The sequence below is a fragment of the Fulvivirga sp. M361 genome (genome assembly GCF_007097395.1).
Classification (GTDB): Bacteria; Bacteroidota; Bacteroidia; order Cytophagales; family Cyclobacteriaceae; genus Fulvivirga.
This window is the reverse complement of sequence record NZ_VKDC01000002.1, coordinates 44042-61698: the sequence shown is the minus strand read 5'-3', so window position 1 is coordinate 61698 and position 17657 is coordinate 44042. Positions and strand designations below refer to the sequence as shown.

The 17657-nt window shown below is 44.7% G+C and carries 8 protein-coding genes; all 8 read left to right on the top strand.

Annotation, left to right across the window (positions count from 1 at the left end; genetic code table 11):
* The first annotated feature begins 47 nt into the window (after positions 1 to 47).
* The 8 genes from FNH22_RS01625 (at position 48) to FNH22_RS01590 (ending at position 17657) form a co-directional block, all read left to right on the top strand.
* A complete protein-coding gene (locus FNH22_RS01625) occupies positions 48 to 1067 on the top strand; it encodes a FecR family protein (protein ID WP_143396550.1) in 1020 nt (339 codons plus the stop codon).
* A 59-nt stretch (positions 1068 to 1126) separates the two neighbouring features.
* Positions 1127 to 4618, top strand: coding sequence for a TonB-dependent receptor (locus tag FNH22_RS01620; RefSeq protein ID WP_143396549.1), 3492 nt, complete (start codon positions 1127 to 1129; stop codon positions 4616 to 4618).
* Positions 4619 to 4641: 23 nt separating this feature from the next.
* Positions 4642 to 6129 carry a RagB/SusD family nutrient uptake outer membrane protein gene (locus tag FNH22_RS01615; RefSeq protein ID WP_185154039.1) on the top strand — a complete coding sequence of 496 codons (1488 nt, stop codon included), beginning with the start codon at positions 4642 to 4644 and terminating at the stop codon, positions 6127 to 6129.
* Between the two features lie 304 nt (positions 6130 to 6433).
* Positions 6434 to 7729, top strand: a complete 1296-nt coding sequence (locus FNH22_RS01610; protein WP_143396546.1) for a glycoside hydrolase family 105 protein — start codon at positions 6434 to 6436, stop codon at positions 7727 to 7729.
* Between the two features lie 19 nt (positions 7730 to 7748).
* Complete coding sequence (locus FNH22_RS01605; RefSeq protein WP_143396545.1) at positions 7749 to 11549, top strand: LamG-like jellyroll fold domain-containing protein; 3801 nt, start codon at positions 7749 to 7751, stop codon at positions 11547 to 11549.
* Positions 11550 to 11562: 13 nt separating this feature from the next.
* On the top strand, positions 11563 to 13812 hold the full coding sequence (gene bglX / locus FNH22_RS01600; protein WP_143396544.1) for a beta-glucosidase BglX: 2250 nt from the start codon (positions 11563 to 11565) through the stop codon (positions 13810 to 13812).
* A 9-nt stretch (positions 13813 to 13821) separates the two neighbouring features.
* Positions 13822 to 15261: a hypothetical protein gene (locus FNH22_RS01595; RefSeq protein ID WP_143396543.1), complete on the top strand. Its 1440-nt coding sequence runs from the start codon at positions 13822 to 13824 to the stop codon at positions 15259 to 15261.
* 71 nt (positions 15262 to 15332) lie between these two features.
* Positions 15333 to 17657, top strand: coding sequence for a GH92 family glycosyl hydrolase (locus FNH22_RS01590; protein WP_221420197.1), 2325 nt, complete (start codon positions 15333 to 15335; stop codon positions 17655 to 17657).

The window sequence follows — 17657 nt, the reverse complement described above, 5'->3', positions numbered from 1 at the left end:
TTTGTCAGTGTATTGAAAGCCGGAAAAAGCGATCAGACTTTTCCGGCATGAAAAAAAGAATCAGTGTAAAAGCCATGAAAAAAAGTCATTATACAACCAGAGATTTTGTATTGGATAGACACTTCCAATCCTGGGTGCTGAACCCTACTGATGAGAAAGATCAGTACTGGCAAACATGGATAAAACAAAACCCTGAATATGATAAGATCATCGCGGAGGCCCGGGATACGGTTCTGCTTTTGGGTTTTACCAGTGATCCGGAAGCCAATAATGATTTTGTCGAGGTTTGGAAAAAAGTACGTCAGGATACCGCCACATCCGTTTCCGGTAAGGTGAAACCGCTTAGGGCATCATTTTATTACAAGGCCGCTGCAGTTTTCGTTGGCACACTCATGCTGGCTGCTGGCTATTTGCTCTATCTGAAACCGGATGTTACTGTTTATTCGTCTGCCTATGGCGAAATTAAAGAAGTTACCCTACCAGATGGTTCACAAGTTACCTTGAATGGTAATAGCCGGCTGCATTTGTCAGATTCATGGCAATCCTCATCAGGTAGAGAGGTATTTCTGGAGGGAGAAGCCTTTTTTGACATTAAGCACATTGAACATCAGGGTGCGGCTAAGAAATTCGTGGTCCATACCAGTGAACTGGGGGTAGAGGTATTGGGTACAACTTTCAACGTAACCAGTAGACATGAGGAGACCGAGGTAGTCCTGAACACCGGTAAAGTGCGCTTGTATATTCCGCAGGATACGGACACGGCAGAGGTGATGATGGTGCCTGGCGAACTGGTATCCTTTGACAAGGTAAAAGGTAATACGATAGTGCACCACGTTGAAACTCCCGGACAGCTATCTTCCTGGAAGGACAACCAACTCATCTTTGATGGCACGCCATTACTTGAGATATCACAAATACTGAGAGACACCTACGGGCTGGAAATACACTTCCCTAACGATTCTGTGAAACGCAAGAGATTTAAAGGGACATTTCTGGCCAATGACATCGATATACTTAAAGAAGCCCTCACACAAACTTACAATCTGAAAATTATTGAGAATAAGTAAGTTATCTCATCGGAGGTCCGGTTGGGCCCCGCTATTTATCTAAACCTAATTTAGAGTTTATGAAGAACAATTTACCAAAAATGAGAGGGGCTGTTAGCTTGCTTATGGCCTTTCTGAGTTCCTTTTTGATCAGCCATGGCCAGGGTCTTGCGTTAGTGACGCAATATGGCACTGGTGACCTTTTTCAGGCTATCAACTCAAAAGAAAAAAGTTTATCTGACTTGCTGGAATGGGTTGAAACTACCTATGAGATCAACCTCAGCTACGATGTTGAGCTAGTCCTTGGTAAGCGTCTGACCATGGAGGCGTTCTCGTTTCCTGAGGGTGATAAAGTCAGGATAAAACAGGTTGAATCTGCGCTTAGAGATATTCTGGCGTCTATGGACTTGAATATGAAACGAATAGATAAAAACTATTATCTCATTCAAAGGAAAATAAATGAAACACGTCCGAAGCGCCTGAAAAAAAGATCTTTGGGTAAGAACTATCCTAAGGCTGGTAATCGTACTATGGTCGCCAATGCACCTTCTTCCATACCTGACATGTCGTTATCCATAGATCGGGTGATCACGGGAAAAGTGACGGATGACGAAGATAATGTCCTGCCAGGAGTAAACATCTTTATAAAAGGTACTACCATCGGAACAGTATCAGATGTAGACGGTAATTATACATTTTCTGTACCGGACGATTCCAAAGTATTAGTGTTTTCTTTTATTGGTTATGCAACAGAAGAGGTGTTCATCGGAAACCAGACTACTATTGATGTGCGCCTGACCCTGGACATTTCAACTTTGCAGGAAGTCGTGGTCATAGGCTATGGTACTCAGGAAAGAAAAGACCTCACCGGTTCCGTATCTACTATTAATACTGAGAACATTGCCAATATGCCGGTACCGAGGATCGAGCAGGCCCTGGCGGGTAAGGCTGCAGGATTGCAGATCACCAATTCTGATCCGTCTCCGGGTACGGCACCTACCATTCGGATCAGGGGAAATAATTCTCTTACAGGTGATAATAACCCACTGATAGTTATTGATGGAGTTCTTGGGGCCGATCTTCAATCTCTTAACCCTAACGATGTGGCATCCGTGCAGGTATTAAAGGATGCTTCAGCCACTGCTATCTATGGTTCCAGGGGGGCTAATGGTGTGATCATTGTCACCACTAAGAGAGGTGAATCGGGTAAAACAACTGTTAACTTCAGTAGCTCAGTAGGGTACCAGGAAGTGCTCAAAGAACTCGATCTTCTCACAGCAGAAGAGCATTTGAGTTTGTTGGATGAAAGCGCACTATTTACTGTTCCGGCTAGTTTTTCACCCAGTGATCCCGGAAGTTTCGAGCTGGATAACCCTATCTTAAGTGGTGAGGGGACGGATTGGCAGGATGAAATATTTCAGAGGGGAATATTCCAGAACTATCACTTATCCGTAACAGGGGGGAGTGAAAAAACCAGGTTTGCCGTACTGGGCGAGTACCTGGAACAGGAAGGCGTAGTCAGGAGCTCCAATTATGAAAAAATTGGTATTCGTATAAATGTAGACCATGAAATCAGTGAGAATTTCAGGGTGGGGAATAATATGAACCTTTTTCGTGCCGTGACCAATGGTATTGTACAAAATGTAAGGGGAGGCGGGTTAACTGCAAGAGCTACCACCTTTTCACCGATTGTACCGGTTTTTGCTTCTGACGGTATCACGTACAATGAAGCTGTGGATGGCGCTTTGGTAGACAATCCCGCCGAGGTTCTTGATATCAGACAAAATGAAGAAGTAAGGAACTATCTGCTCAATAACCTCTTCATAGAATGGGATATCATTCCCGGACTGACGCTTAAAGTGAGTGGAACTTACATCAATAAAAATCGTGAGACAAAGAATTATGTGCCGGGCGCTTTATTCGAAGCCAGGGCAGATAGTGGCCGTTCCACAATTACCAACCGAAGAGATGACGAGTGGCTTATTGAAAATACATTGAGCTACATAAAAGCATTTGGTAAGCATCGCTTCAATTCTGTTGCCGGATTCACGGCACAATCTTTTACGGATTTCAGAACAAGGTTTACCGGTACTGGCTTTTCTACAGATGCACTCGGTTTCGCTGGTTTAGGTCTAGCAAAAAATATCGTTGCGCCAAGCACCCGCTTACGGGAAAGTACGATAGCATCGTTCCTGGGACGTATAGCCTATGCTTATGATGATAAGTATTTGTTGACTATTTCAGGAAGGGCGGATGGCTCCTCTAAATTTGCAACTAACAATAAATGGGCTTTTTTTCCGGCGGCTTCTGTATCATGGGTAGTGTCAAAAGAAGGCTTTATGTCGGACCTGAGTTTGCTGAGCAATCTTAAGGTCCGTGCCGGATATGGCGAAGTGGGGAGCCAGGCCATTGATCCTTATCAGTCATTAGCAGCCTTTAAAACAGGTAATAATGGTGGTTACGCAGTGGGGCAGAACTTCTTTACCAATGAAATCAATGTGGAGACTGCAGCCAATCCTAATCTGAAATGGGAAACCACTGCCCAAACCAATATAGGAATTGATATGGGATTTCTCGAAGAGCGGATCACCTTGACTGTGGACTACTTTCATAAAAAGACCCGTGATCTGTTGTTTGATCAGCGATCGCCCTTTGCGGCCGGGTTAGAACGTCAGGTACAGAATATTGGTGATATGGAAAACTGGGGATGGGAACTGAGTACCGAGGCACGAGTTCTGGATAAGGGAATTACATGGGACTTAGGTGCCAACATAACTTTCCTTAATAACGAGGTGACTAAACTCGGCCAGGATTCTGTAGTTTTTTTAGATGGTACCCTGTCCTCTTTAGGCAATGGATTCCGTCCAAATGGTATACTAAGAGAGGGTGAACCTATTGGTTCTTTTTACGGCTTTGTCTTTGATGGAATATTCCAGAATGACGATGAAGTGGCCACATCTCCCCAGGCAGATGCAAGACTTGGTGGAGCGCGATACAGGAATATAAATGAAGATGATGTGATCAATGAGGAAGATAAAGTGATCATTGGGAACGCCCTGCCGGATTTTATCTTTGGCATAACCTCTACCTGGGCATATAAGGGCATTGACCTGAGCGTAGCTATTCAAGGTTCTATTGGTAATGACATAGCTTACCTGGGGCGTGCGTTCCTGGAAAGGCCCGGAAGTGCAAATAACGGTTTCAAAGAGACATTAAATTACTGGAGTCCTTCCAATCCAACGAATGAGATGGTCGGTATTGACCAGGAATTTGATGTGATCTCGGATCGTTTTATTGAAGATGGCTCCTTTATCAGGTTTAGGAACATTTCATTAGGATACACGTTTCCCGCCAGCGTATTGAATACCATGAAACTGGCAAGCCTCCGGGTTTATATGAGTGCGGTAAATTGGTTTACCATCACAGACTACTCCGGTTATGATCCGGAGGTGAATAGCCGGGGCGGGAGCGGATCGGCAGAAGATCTTGATCGCAACGTATTACTGGGATTTGACTATGGAGCATATCCCGGTTCAAGACAGCTGGTTTTTGGGGTCAATGTTGGTTTTTAATGATGGTTTTAAAGTTGTATAAAATGAAAAAGTATAAATTATTTACCATACTCCTTGTTATTAGCTTACTATCGTGTAGTGATTTTTTGGAAGAAGACCCTCAAAGTCTTTTATCGCCTGGCACCTTTCCATCCTCGCCTTCAGATGCTGAACTATTCCTGAATGGTATAGGAGATGATGATCTTAACTCAGGATTCTATTTCGATGAAAGTTTTTTTCAGCTCGCACAAGGAAGTTCAGATGAAAGTACCTCTGATGATTCAGATAACAGTCGTTTTGACATAGATCACTATACTTTCCTGACCAACAATCGTCACGTGCTTGACGTCTACCAGGCTTCATTTCGTGTTATCAATGAAGCTAACACATTGATCGGAGCTATAGAAGGGCAGGAATGGGCTCCTCGTTACTTAGGAGGTGCAAGATTTTACAGGGCATGGATGTATTTTAACCTGGTAAGACTGTATGGCGGAAATTTACCGCTTGTGGATAAGCCTACCGAATCACTTGATGCAAGTTTCCAGCCTGTCCGGGATGTTGAAGCGATTTACAGGTTCATTGAATCAGATCTGCTATTTGCCGAAGCTAATGCACCCGCATCATGGACGGGTAGTTCGGCTGTGCCTGACGATGGAAGGCCGACATCAGGCGCAGCTAAAACTATGCTTGCAAAGCTATACCTTACGTGGGCAGGGTGGCCGATAAAAGATAATTCAAGATGGGAAATGGCGGCATCAAAGGCCCGGGAAGTGATCGATATGGGATTATACAGTTTGGTAACTGACTTTTCAGAGTTATGGACCCATTGGGGTACTCCTCAGGAAACAACAATGGAAAACATATTATCGTTTCATTACGTCAATCAGGCCCCAACCAGGATAACACGTCATTTTCGTCCTAATGAATTCGGAGGTGGTAGTAGAGGTACCGGAAGGTTCCTTGCGTCTGAAGTAACGCTTAATCAATTCTCAGACGCAGATAGCCGTAAGGCCGCTACCTTTATCACTGAATTTGACAAGGGTGGAGGAAATATAATAACCTATACGGATAACTGGGGTGGCAATAACGAATTGGCCGGTGAACCTGTGTGTATCAAGTATGATGTTGACAATAGTACCTACAGCGGTTTGAATAGAGCATCTGCCGCTAATATTAACATATTCCGTTATGCTGAGGTACTTCTTATCCTGGCAGAAGCTGACAACGAAGCCAATGGTGGTCCTACGGCCAGGGCATATGATGCCATCAACCAGGTCCGGGTCAGGGCCAATATGCCGGAATTGTCAGGTTTATCTCAAAACGCATTCAGGGATGCGGTGAGAGATGAATGGACTTTTGAGCTTGCCTATGAGGCAAAGCGCAGGTTCAATTTAGTGCGATGGGAACTTTTTGATAGTGTTATGTCGGCCGATGCACGCGCATCAGACGGGTATCAACCACATATGATCTATTATCCGCTGCCTGAATTGGAAATCGGATTGACAGGTTGGCAACAGACAGAAGGCTATTAAACCTTATGATAGTTAATGTTTATCAGATAGGTTCTGCTATTTCTGTGTTATAGCACCGATCTCATTATTAAAAATAGTATGCAGTCTGATAATGCTATAGACTGTTTCCTTGGATAGGGTATAAAAGGCAGAATATGGAAGGTATTCCCTGGGTTTTGGTTAAATCGGGTAGGCTGGCTTATGCCGGTCTACCCTTTTAAAACCAGTCGAAGGTTACGATAAGACCTGATCTGTATTTTCCGGACCGGCTTCGGTTATAGTCAAAAATTTAAATAGGAAGAAATCATCTCAAAATGTGATATCCATGAAAGTGCGATGTGTTAATTCAAGTATAGGTAGGAGCTCAAAAAATATGCAACTGTTGAGTAAGGGTATTTTTACCTTGGTGCTGGTAGCATTTGCTGCCCATGTAAATGCCCAGTACAGAAAGGCACTAAGAACGGAAGAAGGAACGGTCCGTTTTCTGGCAGACAAAGTGTTGGAAACAACCTCCTTACAACTGATCAATCACAAAACCGGTGAAAACTATCCTGACAGCAAGGGCCTGGCAACCTCTGCAGACATAAAACTTAAAAGCAAATATGTCGACTGGCATTATGAAAATGGTGTCCTGAAAATGGCTTTGATCAGAATGTCTGAGGCTCTGAATGATCCTAAGTATGCGGACCATGTGGCAGAAACTTATACCTATGCCTTTGACCAACTGGACTATTTCCAAAAACTATATAAAGACCCGGAAGTTAAAAAAACCTCTTTATTCCGGTTTTTTAAAATGGATATGTTAGATAACTGCGGAACCATGGGGGCAGCGCTAATAGAAACCTACCAGGTACACCAGGACAAACGCTTTAAAGAGTATATTGATAAAGCTGCCGATTATATATCTCATAGAGAACACCGTCTGGAGGATGGAACATTTGTTCGGGATCACCCTGTAGAGATGACACTCTGGGGAGATGATCTATATATGGGATGTATTTTCCTTGTGAAAATGGGAGAGATGACCGGTGAGGTGAAATACCTGGAAGATGCGGCCAACCAGGTGATCAACTTCACCCAATACCTTTACAATGACACTGACCGGTTGTATAATCATGCTTTCATTATTCCTACAAAAGATCTTACCCCGGCTTACTGGGGACGTGCCAATGGCTGGATTATGATGGCGCAGGTTGAGCTCCTTTCAGCACTGCCGCGTGACCATCCCAAGAGAGCTCAACTTCTTACGATCTTACGGCGTCATATCCGCGGTATAGTCCGTTATCAGTCGGGGTCAGGCCGGTGGCATCAGGTTTTGGACCGTACCGATTCCTATGAGGAGTCATCCTGTACGGCAATGTTCACATATGCTATCGCCAGGGCAGTCAATGAAGGTTGGGTCCCGGACCTCTACCGTACCGCTGCTCAGCGCGGCTGGCAGGGGCTCAAGGAGAAAGTCACCGAAGATGCCCAGGTGAGTGATATATGTGTAGGGACACATGTTGAGCTTAACGCACCCTTCTATTATAACCGGCCCAGGTCCGTGAATGATACCCACGGTCTTGCATCCACATTACTTGCCGGTGTTGAAATGCATCGGATGAACAATTCTCAAAAATGAATACTCAAACAACGCGACCATGACACCCGCTCACACATATCATTCTGGCAAAAACACTTATAGACCTCTTTTATGGGCCCTGTTTTTTTTGATAATATGGGATACTCCAAATGCCCAGGGCACTTTTAGCCAGCGTGGCGATGCCATTATTGATGAATATGCCGTAGGCACAATACCCGGTGATATTCCAAAATACGGTTTTTGGTATGCACAAGCTAACTTTGTTAAAGGATTGGATGCCCAGGGAAGGGATGTGCTGTCACAAACGCTGGCCAGCACACCTGAAGACCCACCTTTTGCCTATTGGGGAAGTATGGATGCATACCTTCGTTGGAAGAGTACTCGCTATACAGATGAACTTAAGGATGTTACCCGGAATTTCATGACCTCATTCACGGGGTATGATGAAGGGGCCACCCAAAATCATTTGATAATGTTGGCAACGGCCCGGTTCCTTGCTTCAGAGCAATGGCCGGCTTCAGATTTTGCAAGCGGTTCCGATTTCGCCGCTGGTGATCCTGCCGGTAAGAACTATCTTCTGTTCAGGCTAAATGAGTGGGTTCGTCGTGGTGTGATCGAACATGATTCACCCATTTATATTACTTTTCACCTGGGCCCATTGCGTACATTGGCCGATCATGCACTTGACCCTGAAATACGACAATTGGCAGCCTTGGCCTTTGAATGGTTGATGATCAATTCAGCCAATGAATGGATGGAGGGGCATTACGCTACCTCTTCTTTACGTAGCCTGTTCCCATACGATGCTCAAAATGAATACTTTGAAACAGACATGACCCTTTGGTTATACTTTGGGGGTAAAAGTCCGGATAATTTCAACCTCAGGTCTTTGCCACGCGCTTGTTTTGCCATCGGTTCGATCGTATCAGATTACAGGTTACCCGAAGTGATCTATAAACTGGCCAACAAACGTGAACAACCGTTCCTGAATCGTGAAAGCCATGCGGTAAATACAGAGTGGGCACTTGATTTTCGAAAGACCACTTTTATGGATGGTGATCGCTATGCCCTATACAGTCAGGCGGAACTTCCTCCGAATCAAAGCTCAGGCCTGAACCAACAATCCCACCGATGGGGAGTGGTTTGGCAATCTGTGAATGGTGATGATCGAAAAAGCGCCTTCTGGATGAAGCACGGAAGGAGGGATATTTCACGCAATAGAGCGGGCACCACACGTTTTGAGCAGGTGCTTCAAAAAGACCGTACCCTGGTGGCTATTTATAACATAGCCTCAGACCAGGACTTTCCATATACAGAAGGTTTCATATCGGATGATTACGACGCTTTCATCGATAGTACCAATAATGTTTATTTCCATTATGGAAATGTATTAATAGCGGTGCTATCTCTTAAGGAACTGATTTGGAACCAAGGAGATGCACGCATTCGATCGGATCATTTGAAAAATGGGATAGTGATTGAAACGGCAAATCCTGACCGCTATTCAGGGGAAGATGCTATAACCCAACTGGCAGCTTTCAAAACAGAAATAGAAAGTATAGATAGGCTGGAAGGCTCGAATCCGGACATAGAAAATCCGCAGCTGGTTTATCGATCAATTTATGGTCATACCCTGGATATAGCCTATAACCTACATCGAAAAATTGATGGAAATATTATTGACTACACCAGTTGGCCTTTAATGACCAACCCATGGGTGCAGCAGGATGTTGATTCTGATATTATGGTGGTTAGTATCGATGGGATGTTGCGAACTTACAATTTTGCTGATCTAACCATAAGCGAAGGTACCGGTGAGCTTTTACCCACACCTTCAAACTTTAATGCGAAAAGTATTTCTTCATCTGAAATAACACTTTCATGGTCCGATGTCGACGGTGAAACGGGTTATAAGATCCAACGCAAGGCTGAAGGCGACGGATTTGTGACTATCAAAGAGACGGATACGGATATAGTCAGTTTTCGGGATGACGGATTAGAACCCAATACTACCTACAGTTACCGTATAAAAGCATTGGGTACAGCAAACAATTCATTTTATTCCGACCCGGTTTTTAGCACTACATGGAAGTTACCTCCTGACGCTCCTGACAGCCTGGTTTTGATCCAGACCTTTTTTGATCGTATTCGTCTTACCTGGTCGGATCGTTCTGATACAGAGGAGGGTTTTTTGGTTCAACGAAGCCAGCAAGATAAGCCATTTTCAACGATTGCCACCTTGCCCCCGGAGAGTGTCGACTTCATGGACTCAACGCTTGAAACAAGTGGCAACTATATCTATCGGATTGTCGCATTTAACAATGGGGGTGAAAGTACTTCGACGGAACAAAATATAGTTTACAAAAAAAAAATTAGCCGGCTTTCTCTTTCTCCGTCATGTTCACAAGACCCGTCATATGAACTTAGGTGGGAGGTGTACAATCCAAACCCGTTTAATGTAAGGATTGGCTGGAGAAGCTATAGCACAGGAGGTGGGCAGTACGGTAAGCAGGTTGCGCCACCGGGAGTAAGCTATTTCTTCACCAACCCGGCGTCATGGTTCAACATAGCCAAAGTCTTTTGGCAAAATGAAAAAGGGAGATGGCGCTTGAGAACCAGACTATCCCGTAAAAAACAGTGCAACCTCCCCGTGCCAGCCGTTCCGGACAATGTAACTGTAGCCACTTTAGGTCTAACCAGAGTTCAGGTAAACTGGAAAGACCTGGCTTCTAATGAAGACAGCTATGACATAGAAAGGCTGGAGAGAAACGGTTTTGTACTGGTGGGAGCTACAGAGCAAAATGAGGAAAACTTCATCGATGAAGAACTATCGGAAGGAGAGGCGTATACCTACAGGATACGGTCATTTAACAAGATTTTCGGACATTCCGCCTATTCGGAAACAGGAACGGCCACCACGGCCTCTGCACTGGCATATTATAGACTGGAGGGCAATGTACTCGATGATAACGGGATCAATCATGCTATTAACAGCGGAGTAAGTTTTACTTCGGGTAGGTTTGATCAGGCAGGCAGTTTCAATGGGGAAAATAATTACATCATAGTTCCATCGGGTATTCTTAGTAGTGCACGAGGGGCTGTGCTACTGTGGTTCAATACAATTCAAAGCGGCAGGGGGATGATCTTCTATGGCTCTGCCGAGAACAGTGGTAATGGGTTTGGGCCTGATAAAGAAACACATCTTAATATTAGCAGGGACGGTGGACTGGAATTTTATAGCAAAGGGGCTAATGATACGGAGCTGAATGCCGGTTCTGTCAACGATGGCAACTGGCACATGGCGGTAGTGTCCTGGGACGTAGAGGGAAGGACTGACCTGTATCTGGATGGAGAACTAAAAGGCAGTGCGATCCATGGAGGAGATCCTTTTACCTTTTCGGCTAATATCTACCTGGGGCGTCCAAGTGATAACAGACGATATTTTGCAGGCCATCTGGACGAAATTAAATTGTACAATGTTCCCTTGACTACATCTGAAGTGAGCGACATCTATGGCGAATATTTATCCATTTTATCGTCATCAACCGCTGGCTATAACTCCCGGATACGAATGTCTTATCCTGATATAAGAAGTCAACTGCCGGAGCAGCAAAATACCTTCATCTTTCCTAACCCGGCAGGCGCAATGTTAACTATGCGATTTCCTGAAGAGGGTATTTGGAATCTCAGTATTTCAGATGTTGCCGGTAAAAGGATCATTCAACAATGGAATTATGAGATAAGAAGCAGAAGTGAGATCACCTTGATAGACACCAGTTCATTAAATAAGGGCCTGTACTTGATACACCTTCAAAATGGAGAGAGAAGGTATATTCATAAACTGATTATTGATAAATAAATATAGATTTCAATTGACTTTAAATAATAAAACCACATTCGTATTATTTTTTGTATTGATAGTATTATCAACACTCGCGGGATGTACCTCTGACCGTCAAGAAGTAGTAAAACCATTCAAAGATCAGGTGGATTCGCTGTTGGCCGTGATGACATTGGAGGAAAAGATCGGCCAGCTCAACCTTGTAGGGCGCGATGGTAATTTGGATTCTGCTACCCGTATTGGCCCTGATAAGGCGGAGGCCATCCGTAAGGGGCATATCGGAAGTCTGATCGGTGTTGTGGGAGCCGGTTTTAATCGCGAGGTACAGCGCATAGCGGTAGAAGAATCAAGGCTGGGTATACCCTTACTTTTCGCCCGGGACGTCATTCATGGCTACAAAACACTTACTCCTGTTCCATTGGCAGAAGCTGCCAGCTGGGACCTGGGTGCGATTGAAAAGTCAGCCCGAATGGCTGCTTTTGAGGCTTCCGCTTCCGGTATTAACTGGACGTATGCGCCTATGGTGGACGTATCCCGTGACCCGCGTTGGGGGCGGGTAATGGAAGGAGCCGGAGAAGATCCCTATTATGGTAGCCTTGTAGCCGCCGCAAGAGTACGGGGTTTTCAGGGCAATGATCTTAACCTCAACAATACTATTCTGGCGTGTGCCAAGCATTTCGCTGGTTACGGTTCGCCCATGGCGGGACGGGAGTACAGCATAACGGATATCTCCATGAGAGAGCTGTATGAAGTACACCTCCCGCCTTTTAAAGCAGCCTTTGAAGCGGGTGTAGGTACCTACATGACCTCATTTACCGAGATCAATGCCATACCCGCTACTGTCAGCCGTTTTTTGTTAACCGGGATTCTTCGCGAACGATGGGGCTTCGACGGTTTCGTAGTCACAGACTGGAGTACGATCACCCAGCTAATGGAGCATGGAGTGGTTGCTGATTCTGCCTCCGGGGCCGCAGTGTCTCTGAAGGCGGGAGTAGATATGGATATGGGTTCTCTGGCATTTGTTAATTACTTGAAAAGCCAGGTAGATGAAAAAAGGGTTACCGAAGCTGATATTGATACGGCAGTTCGAAGGATATTACTTGCCAAATACCGGCTTGGCCTTTTTGAGGACCCCTACCGATATGCCGACCCTGAACGAGAGAAAAGGGAAGTCCTGACCTCTGAAAATCGGGAGTTGGCCCGTGATATAGCCAGGAAATCAATGGTGTTATTGAAGAATGAAGGTCAGCTGCTTCCTTTAAGTAAGTCGCTGAAGACTATTGCAGTAATTGGGCCCTTGGCAGATGATAAACGGGCTTTTATGGGACGTTGGAAGGCTGAGGGAAACAAGGGGGGTGTCATTACGTTGGTCCGGGGAATTAAAAACAAGCTGCCTGATGCTAATGTGCTTTTCGCGAGAGGAGCGGATTTTGAGTCAGATGACCGGTCGGGCTTTCAGGAAGCGCTGGCTGTCGCCCGGCAGGCCGAAGCAGTTATTTTAGCGGTCGGTGAAAGCCAACGGCATAGTGGGGAAGCTTCTACCAGGGCTTCTATTGATATTCCCGGAGTGCAGCTTGAGCTGGTGCAGAAGATCCATGCGTTAGATAAACCCGTGGTGGTACTTCTTTTTAACGGGCGCCCTCTGACCATTAATTGGCTCAAAGATAACATACCGGCCATTCTGGAAGCTTGGATACCGGGAACGGAAGGGGGTAATGCCATAGCCGACGTTGTTTTCGGTGATTACAACCCCTCAGGAAAGCTACCCATGACCTTCCCGCATTCGGTAGGCCAGATACCCGTATTTTATAGCTATAAAAATACGGGGCGTCCGGATGACGGCTCGGGTTCACGTTGGGTTTCCGGGTATTATGATATTCCCAATGAACCTCTTTACCCTTTTGGGTATGGATTGAGTTACACCACTTTTGAATACTTTGATCTGCAACTGGGAAAACCAAAAATAGAAATGGACGATACCATTAGGGTCAGAATGAAGATAAGGAATACCGGACCTGTAAAGGGGGAAGAAGTAATCCAACTTTACATTCGTGACCTGCTGGCCAGTGTCACACGTCCGGTGAAAGAACTCAAAGGGTTTAAAAAGGTAATGTTGGAGCCGGGAGAATCAAAAACGATAAAATTTCAATTGTCTGCAAACGATCTTATGCTTCTGAATGAAGAACTGAAATGGATCACCGAGCCAGGTGAATTCCAACTGATGATCGGGAGTTCCTCTTCTGATATAAGGCTGGAAGGAAAATTTGAATTATTTCAATGAAATGAAGATATGATAAAAGATCGGCATACATCAGTCATACGCATGCTATTTGTAATGATTTGCACATTGAAGTTAAGTCCGTTATTGGCGCAGAGCATTGACGATTCCTACTGGGCGTTTGACAATAATGTGATTGAATTGAGTTGTGATAAACCGGGGGAACAGTTTTTTAGGGTGATCTTAAATCCAATGCCAATTTCCCCTCAGGTTAAATATTACAAATCGAAGGGTTCGGGAGAATGGACAGGGACCAGTGGCAAGTACGGTGGCAGAACTCTTCCTGAAGCGCCCAGATGGCCCGTGGAGGTGGTGTATACCAAAGCGGATGAATACAAACGTAACGGGCAGTATTCTTTACTCAAAGATAAAAATATACCAAAGCCAAACGCTTACACACTGACCTTACCTGATATCGAAAGAGGAAATGAAATATCCACTTTATCCAGGGAGTTTGGAGATTATCATAAAGACTATGATTTCATGGTTCAAAAGAGAAATGAGATACTAAAAAATGTCGCACTTGATAGTTCATCGGCTGATTGGGACAAAGTAATGGCCTTTGCCCGGTATGCCTATCAGAAACGAAAGACTTCAAGCTCCAAACTTAAGCGGGGACGGTATATCCATGCTGTTGATTTTTGTATCCATGGTGATTTTTGTGTTGGGGCGGCTAATGCATTTGCAGGATTGTGCAGTACAATAGATATACCTGTCAGGTTAATGGCTTTCTCGCATCATACATGTGCTGAAGCGTTTGTCGACGGACAATGGCGGTATGTGGAAAACTCTGTGCCTATTTTAGATTCTTTAAGGAACATGACCGGAAAGGTCGAGGTAGGCCCAATGTTTACTTTTTCTTTTCAGGAAATGATCACAGATCCACATAAATATAATATTCCATCCATGAAAATGGATTACGTGGATTTTACCTGCCTGTCCGACGATCGTAAAGGAGAATTGGAGATATTTTATGAATTACATGCCAACTGGATATTTCATTTATATGGGATGTATAAAGATGCACCGTATTATAATGTAGATTTTTCGTTGGGTTCTGCACGTGAATTGAGGTTGCTGTATCCACAGAAAGAACATTTAGCCTATAAAAGCGATCATATCCCCAGAATGTGGCTAACCTCTTTTGGAACTACCACTGCCGGTGAAAACCGACCTAATTGGATGGTGATCGGGCAGGGGAGTTCTATTCGGCAGACTTTTTATATCAATACACTTGAAGACGTCAAACAAGTCAAAGCCTATATACCTGTTCCTCAAAAATTTTATCGGGCTATGCCGGAAGGAGGAGGAGACTGGTATTACGCCGTGAATGGGAAAAGGTATTACATAAAAGACACTGATGGTTGGAACTATGCTTATCATGATGAGATAAAGGCCAACTGCGTCATGTTTGATATTCCCCTGGAGGCTTTAAATGTCGATAATAAATAGACATGGAACGATGGGCCGGATGAAAAAAGGACGGATAAAAGACTTTTCAGTTCATGGAGGTCAATCTTATAATGAGGAAGATAGAAAAGCAAAGTGTCATGAGGTCTGAAATGAACTGGTATAAATATATCATTATATGTGCTTTTATCACACTGGCAATGATGGGTTGTCAGCAAAGAGAAGACAGCCTGCCTTTGGAAGGCCCGGGCATTACCGATCTTGTCAATCCGTTTATTGGCACGGGTGGCCACGGACATACTTTCCCTGGGGCAGCGTTACCTTTTAGTATGGTACAATTAAGTCCTGATACCTATACCAGGGGGTGGGATTGGTGCTCAGGCTACCATTACACGGATAGCTCTGTCATGGGTTTCAGTCATACACATCTTAGCGGCACAGGCCGTGGAGATTTACTGGATATTTTGGTGATGCCCACCGTAGGCAAGGTAAAATGGGAACCCGGAAGCCGCGAAGACCCGGATAAAGGATACCGGTCAAGATTTTCTCACAAGGAAGAGCACGCTTACCCAGGCTATTACGAGGTGTTTTTACAGGATTATAACATCCGGGCCTCCTTTACAGTAACACCACGTTCAGGCTTTCATCGTTACCAATTTCCGGCTTCTGACAGCAGTCATATCCTTTTTGACCTCACCCATGGCCGACCGGGAGATAAGGAAATTGAAGCTTACCTGTCCATTAAAAATGATTCGCTGATCACCGGTTTGAGAAGAAGTGATGGATGGGCAAAAGATCAGCATGTTTACTTTGCAGCTAGATTTTCAAGACCTTTTCAACACCATAGTTTACTGGTAGACGGTCTGCTTGAGGAAAAGAGTCCTGAGGGTAGAGGAAACCAGGTCAAAGGAGTTTTTAACTTTCAGACCAAGAAAGATGATGTGATCTACATCAAAGTAGGTATTTCACCAGTGAGTGAAGAAGGTGCCTTGAATAATTTGGACATGGAGAATCCCGGATGGGATTTTGAAAAAGTAAAGGCTGATGCGCGTCGTATATGGGAGAGAGAGCTTGAGAAGGTCCGGGTAATAACGGACAACCTGCAAAGAAAAAAAGTGTTTTATACAGCAGCCTATCACAGCTATCTCGCACCTTATCTTTACATGGACATTGATGGCAAATTTCGTGGTGCGGACCAAAAAATCCATTTAGCTGATGGATTTACCCGGTATACAGTCTTTTCTCTTTGGGATACATTCAGAGCTACTCATCCATTATTTACCATAACTCAACAAGACCGTGTAGCTGAAATGATCGGGTCCATGATGTCACACTTTGATGAGTCAGGATTGCTGCCGGAGTGGTCGTTAATGGGTACGGAAACCTTCACTATGATTGGTTATCATGCCGTACCGGTGATTGCCGATGCTTTTTTCAAAGGTATCAGGGGTTTCGATGTAGAGAAGGCCTATGAAGCTATGAAAAACAGTGCCATGCAAGATCATTTTGGCCTGGATCACCTCAAAAGCTACAACTATATTCCTTCGGAACTTGAGAACAAGGCTGTTTCCAAAACACTTGAATATGTTTATGATGACTGGTGCATTGCACAAATGGCAAGTGCCCTGGGGAAGGAGAAGGACTATCAATATTTTATGAACAGGGCCGGGGCTTATAAAAATGTGTTTGACAGGTCCACCAATTTTATGCGAGGTAAAAAGGCGGATGGAAGCTGGGTCACACCTTTTGATCCGAGATACTCTTCACATAGCGGATATGATTTTGTGGAAGCCAACGCCTGGCAATATACCTGGTTTGTACCGCATGATGTGCCGGGGTTGGTGGAGCTCATGGGAGGTGAAAAACAATTTATAAATAAACTCGACTCCCTTTTCGAAATAAACTCAGCCATAGCAGGAGAAGATGCCTCAATGGATATTACAGGCCTGATCGGTCAATATGCTCATGGCAATGAACCCAGTCACCATGTTGCTTACCTTTACAACTATGTTGGTCAGCCGTGGAAGACGCAGGAGAAAGTAAGAAAGATCCTTACAGGACTTTATGATAACACCCCGGACGGACTGAGTGGCAATGAAGACTGCGGACAGATGTCCTCCTGGTATATTCTGAGCTCTATGGGTTTTTATCCGGTCAATCCGATGGGAGGAGTGTATGTCCTGGGAGCTCCTGTTTTTGAAAAGATTACGATTCAACTCAACGATGGGAAGACCTTTACCATAGAGGCCGGTAATCTGTCGGACGAAAACAAATACGTACGATCCGTAACACTCAACAATCAACTGCTGGATCGTACCTGGATATCTCACAAAGAGATCATGGCCGGAGGGCAGTTGACATTTGAAATGACCAGCCGGCCCAATAGGAATTGGGGGAGTCACCCTAAAAGCTATCCACCAAGTAAACCTGAAAACTAA

Coding starts and splice junctions, on each gene's coding strand:
- FNH22_RS01625 (WP_143396550.1), top strand. CDS start 48: ATGAAAAAAAGAATCAGTGTAAAAGCCATGAAAAAAAGTCATTATACA.
- FNH22_RS01620 (WP_143396549.1), top strand. CDS start 1,127: ATGAAGAACAATTTACCAAAAATGAGAGGGGCTGTTAGCTTGCTTATG.
- FNH22_RS01615 (WP_185154039.1), top strand. CDS start 4,642: ATGAAAAAGTATAAATTATTTACCATACTCCTTGTTATTAGCTTACTA.
- FNH22_RS01610 (WP_143396546.1), top strand. CDS start 6,434: ATGAAAGTGCGATGTGTTAATTCAAGTATAGGTAGGAGCTCAAAAAAT.
- FNH22_RS01605 (WP_143396545.1), top strand. CDS start 7,749: ATGACACCCGCTCACACATATCATTCTGGCAAAAACACTTATAGACCT.
- FNH22_RS01595 (WP_143396543.1), top strand. CDS start 13,822: ATGATAAAAGATCGGCATACATCAGTCATACGCATGCTATTTGTAATG.
- FNH22_RS01590 (WP_221420197.1), top strand. CDS start 15,333: ATGAGGAAGATAGAAAAGCAAAGTGTCATGAGGTCTGAAATGAACTGG.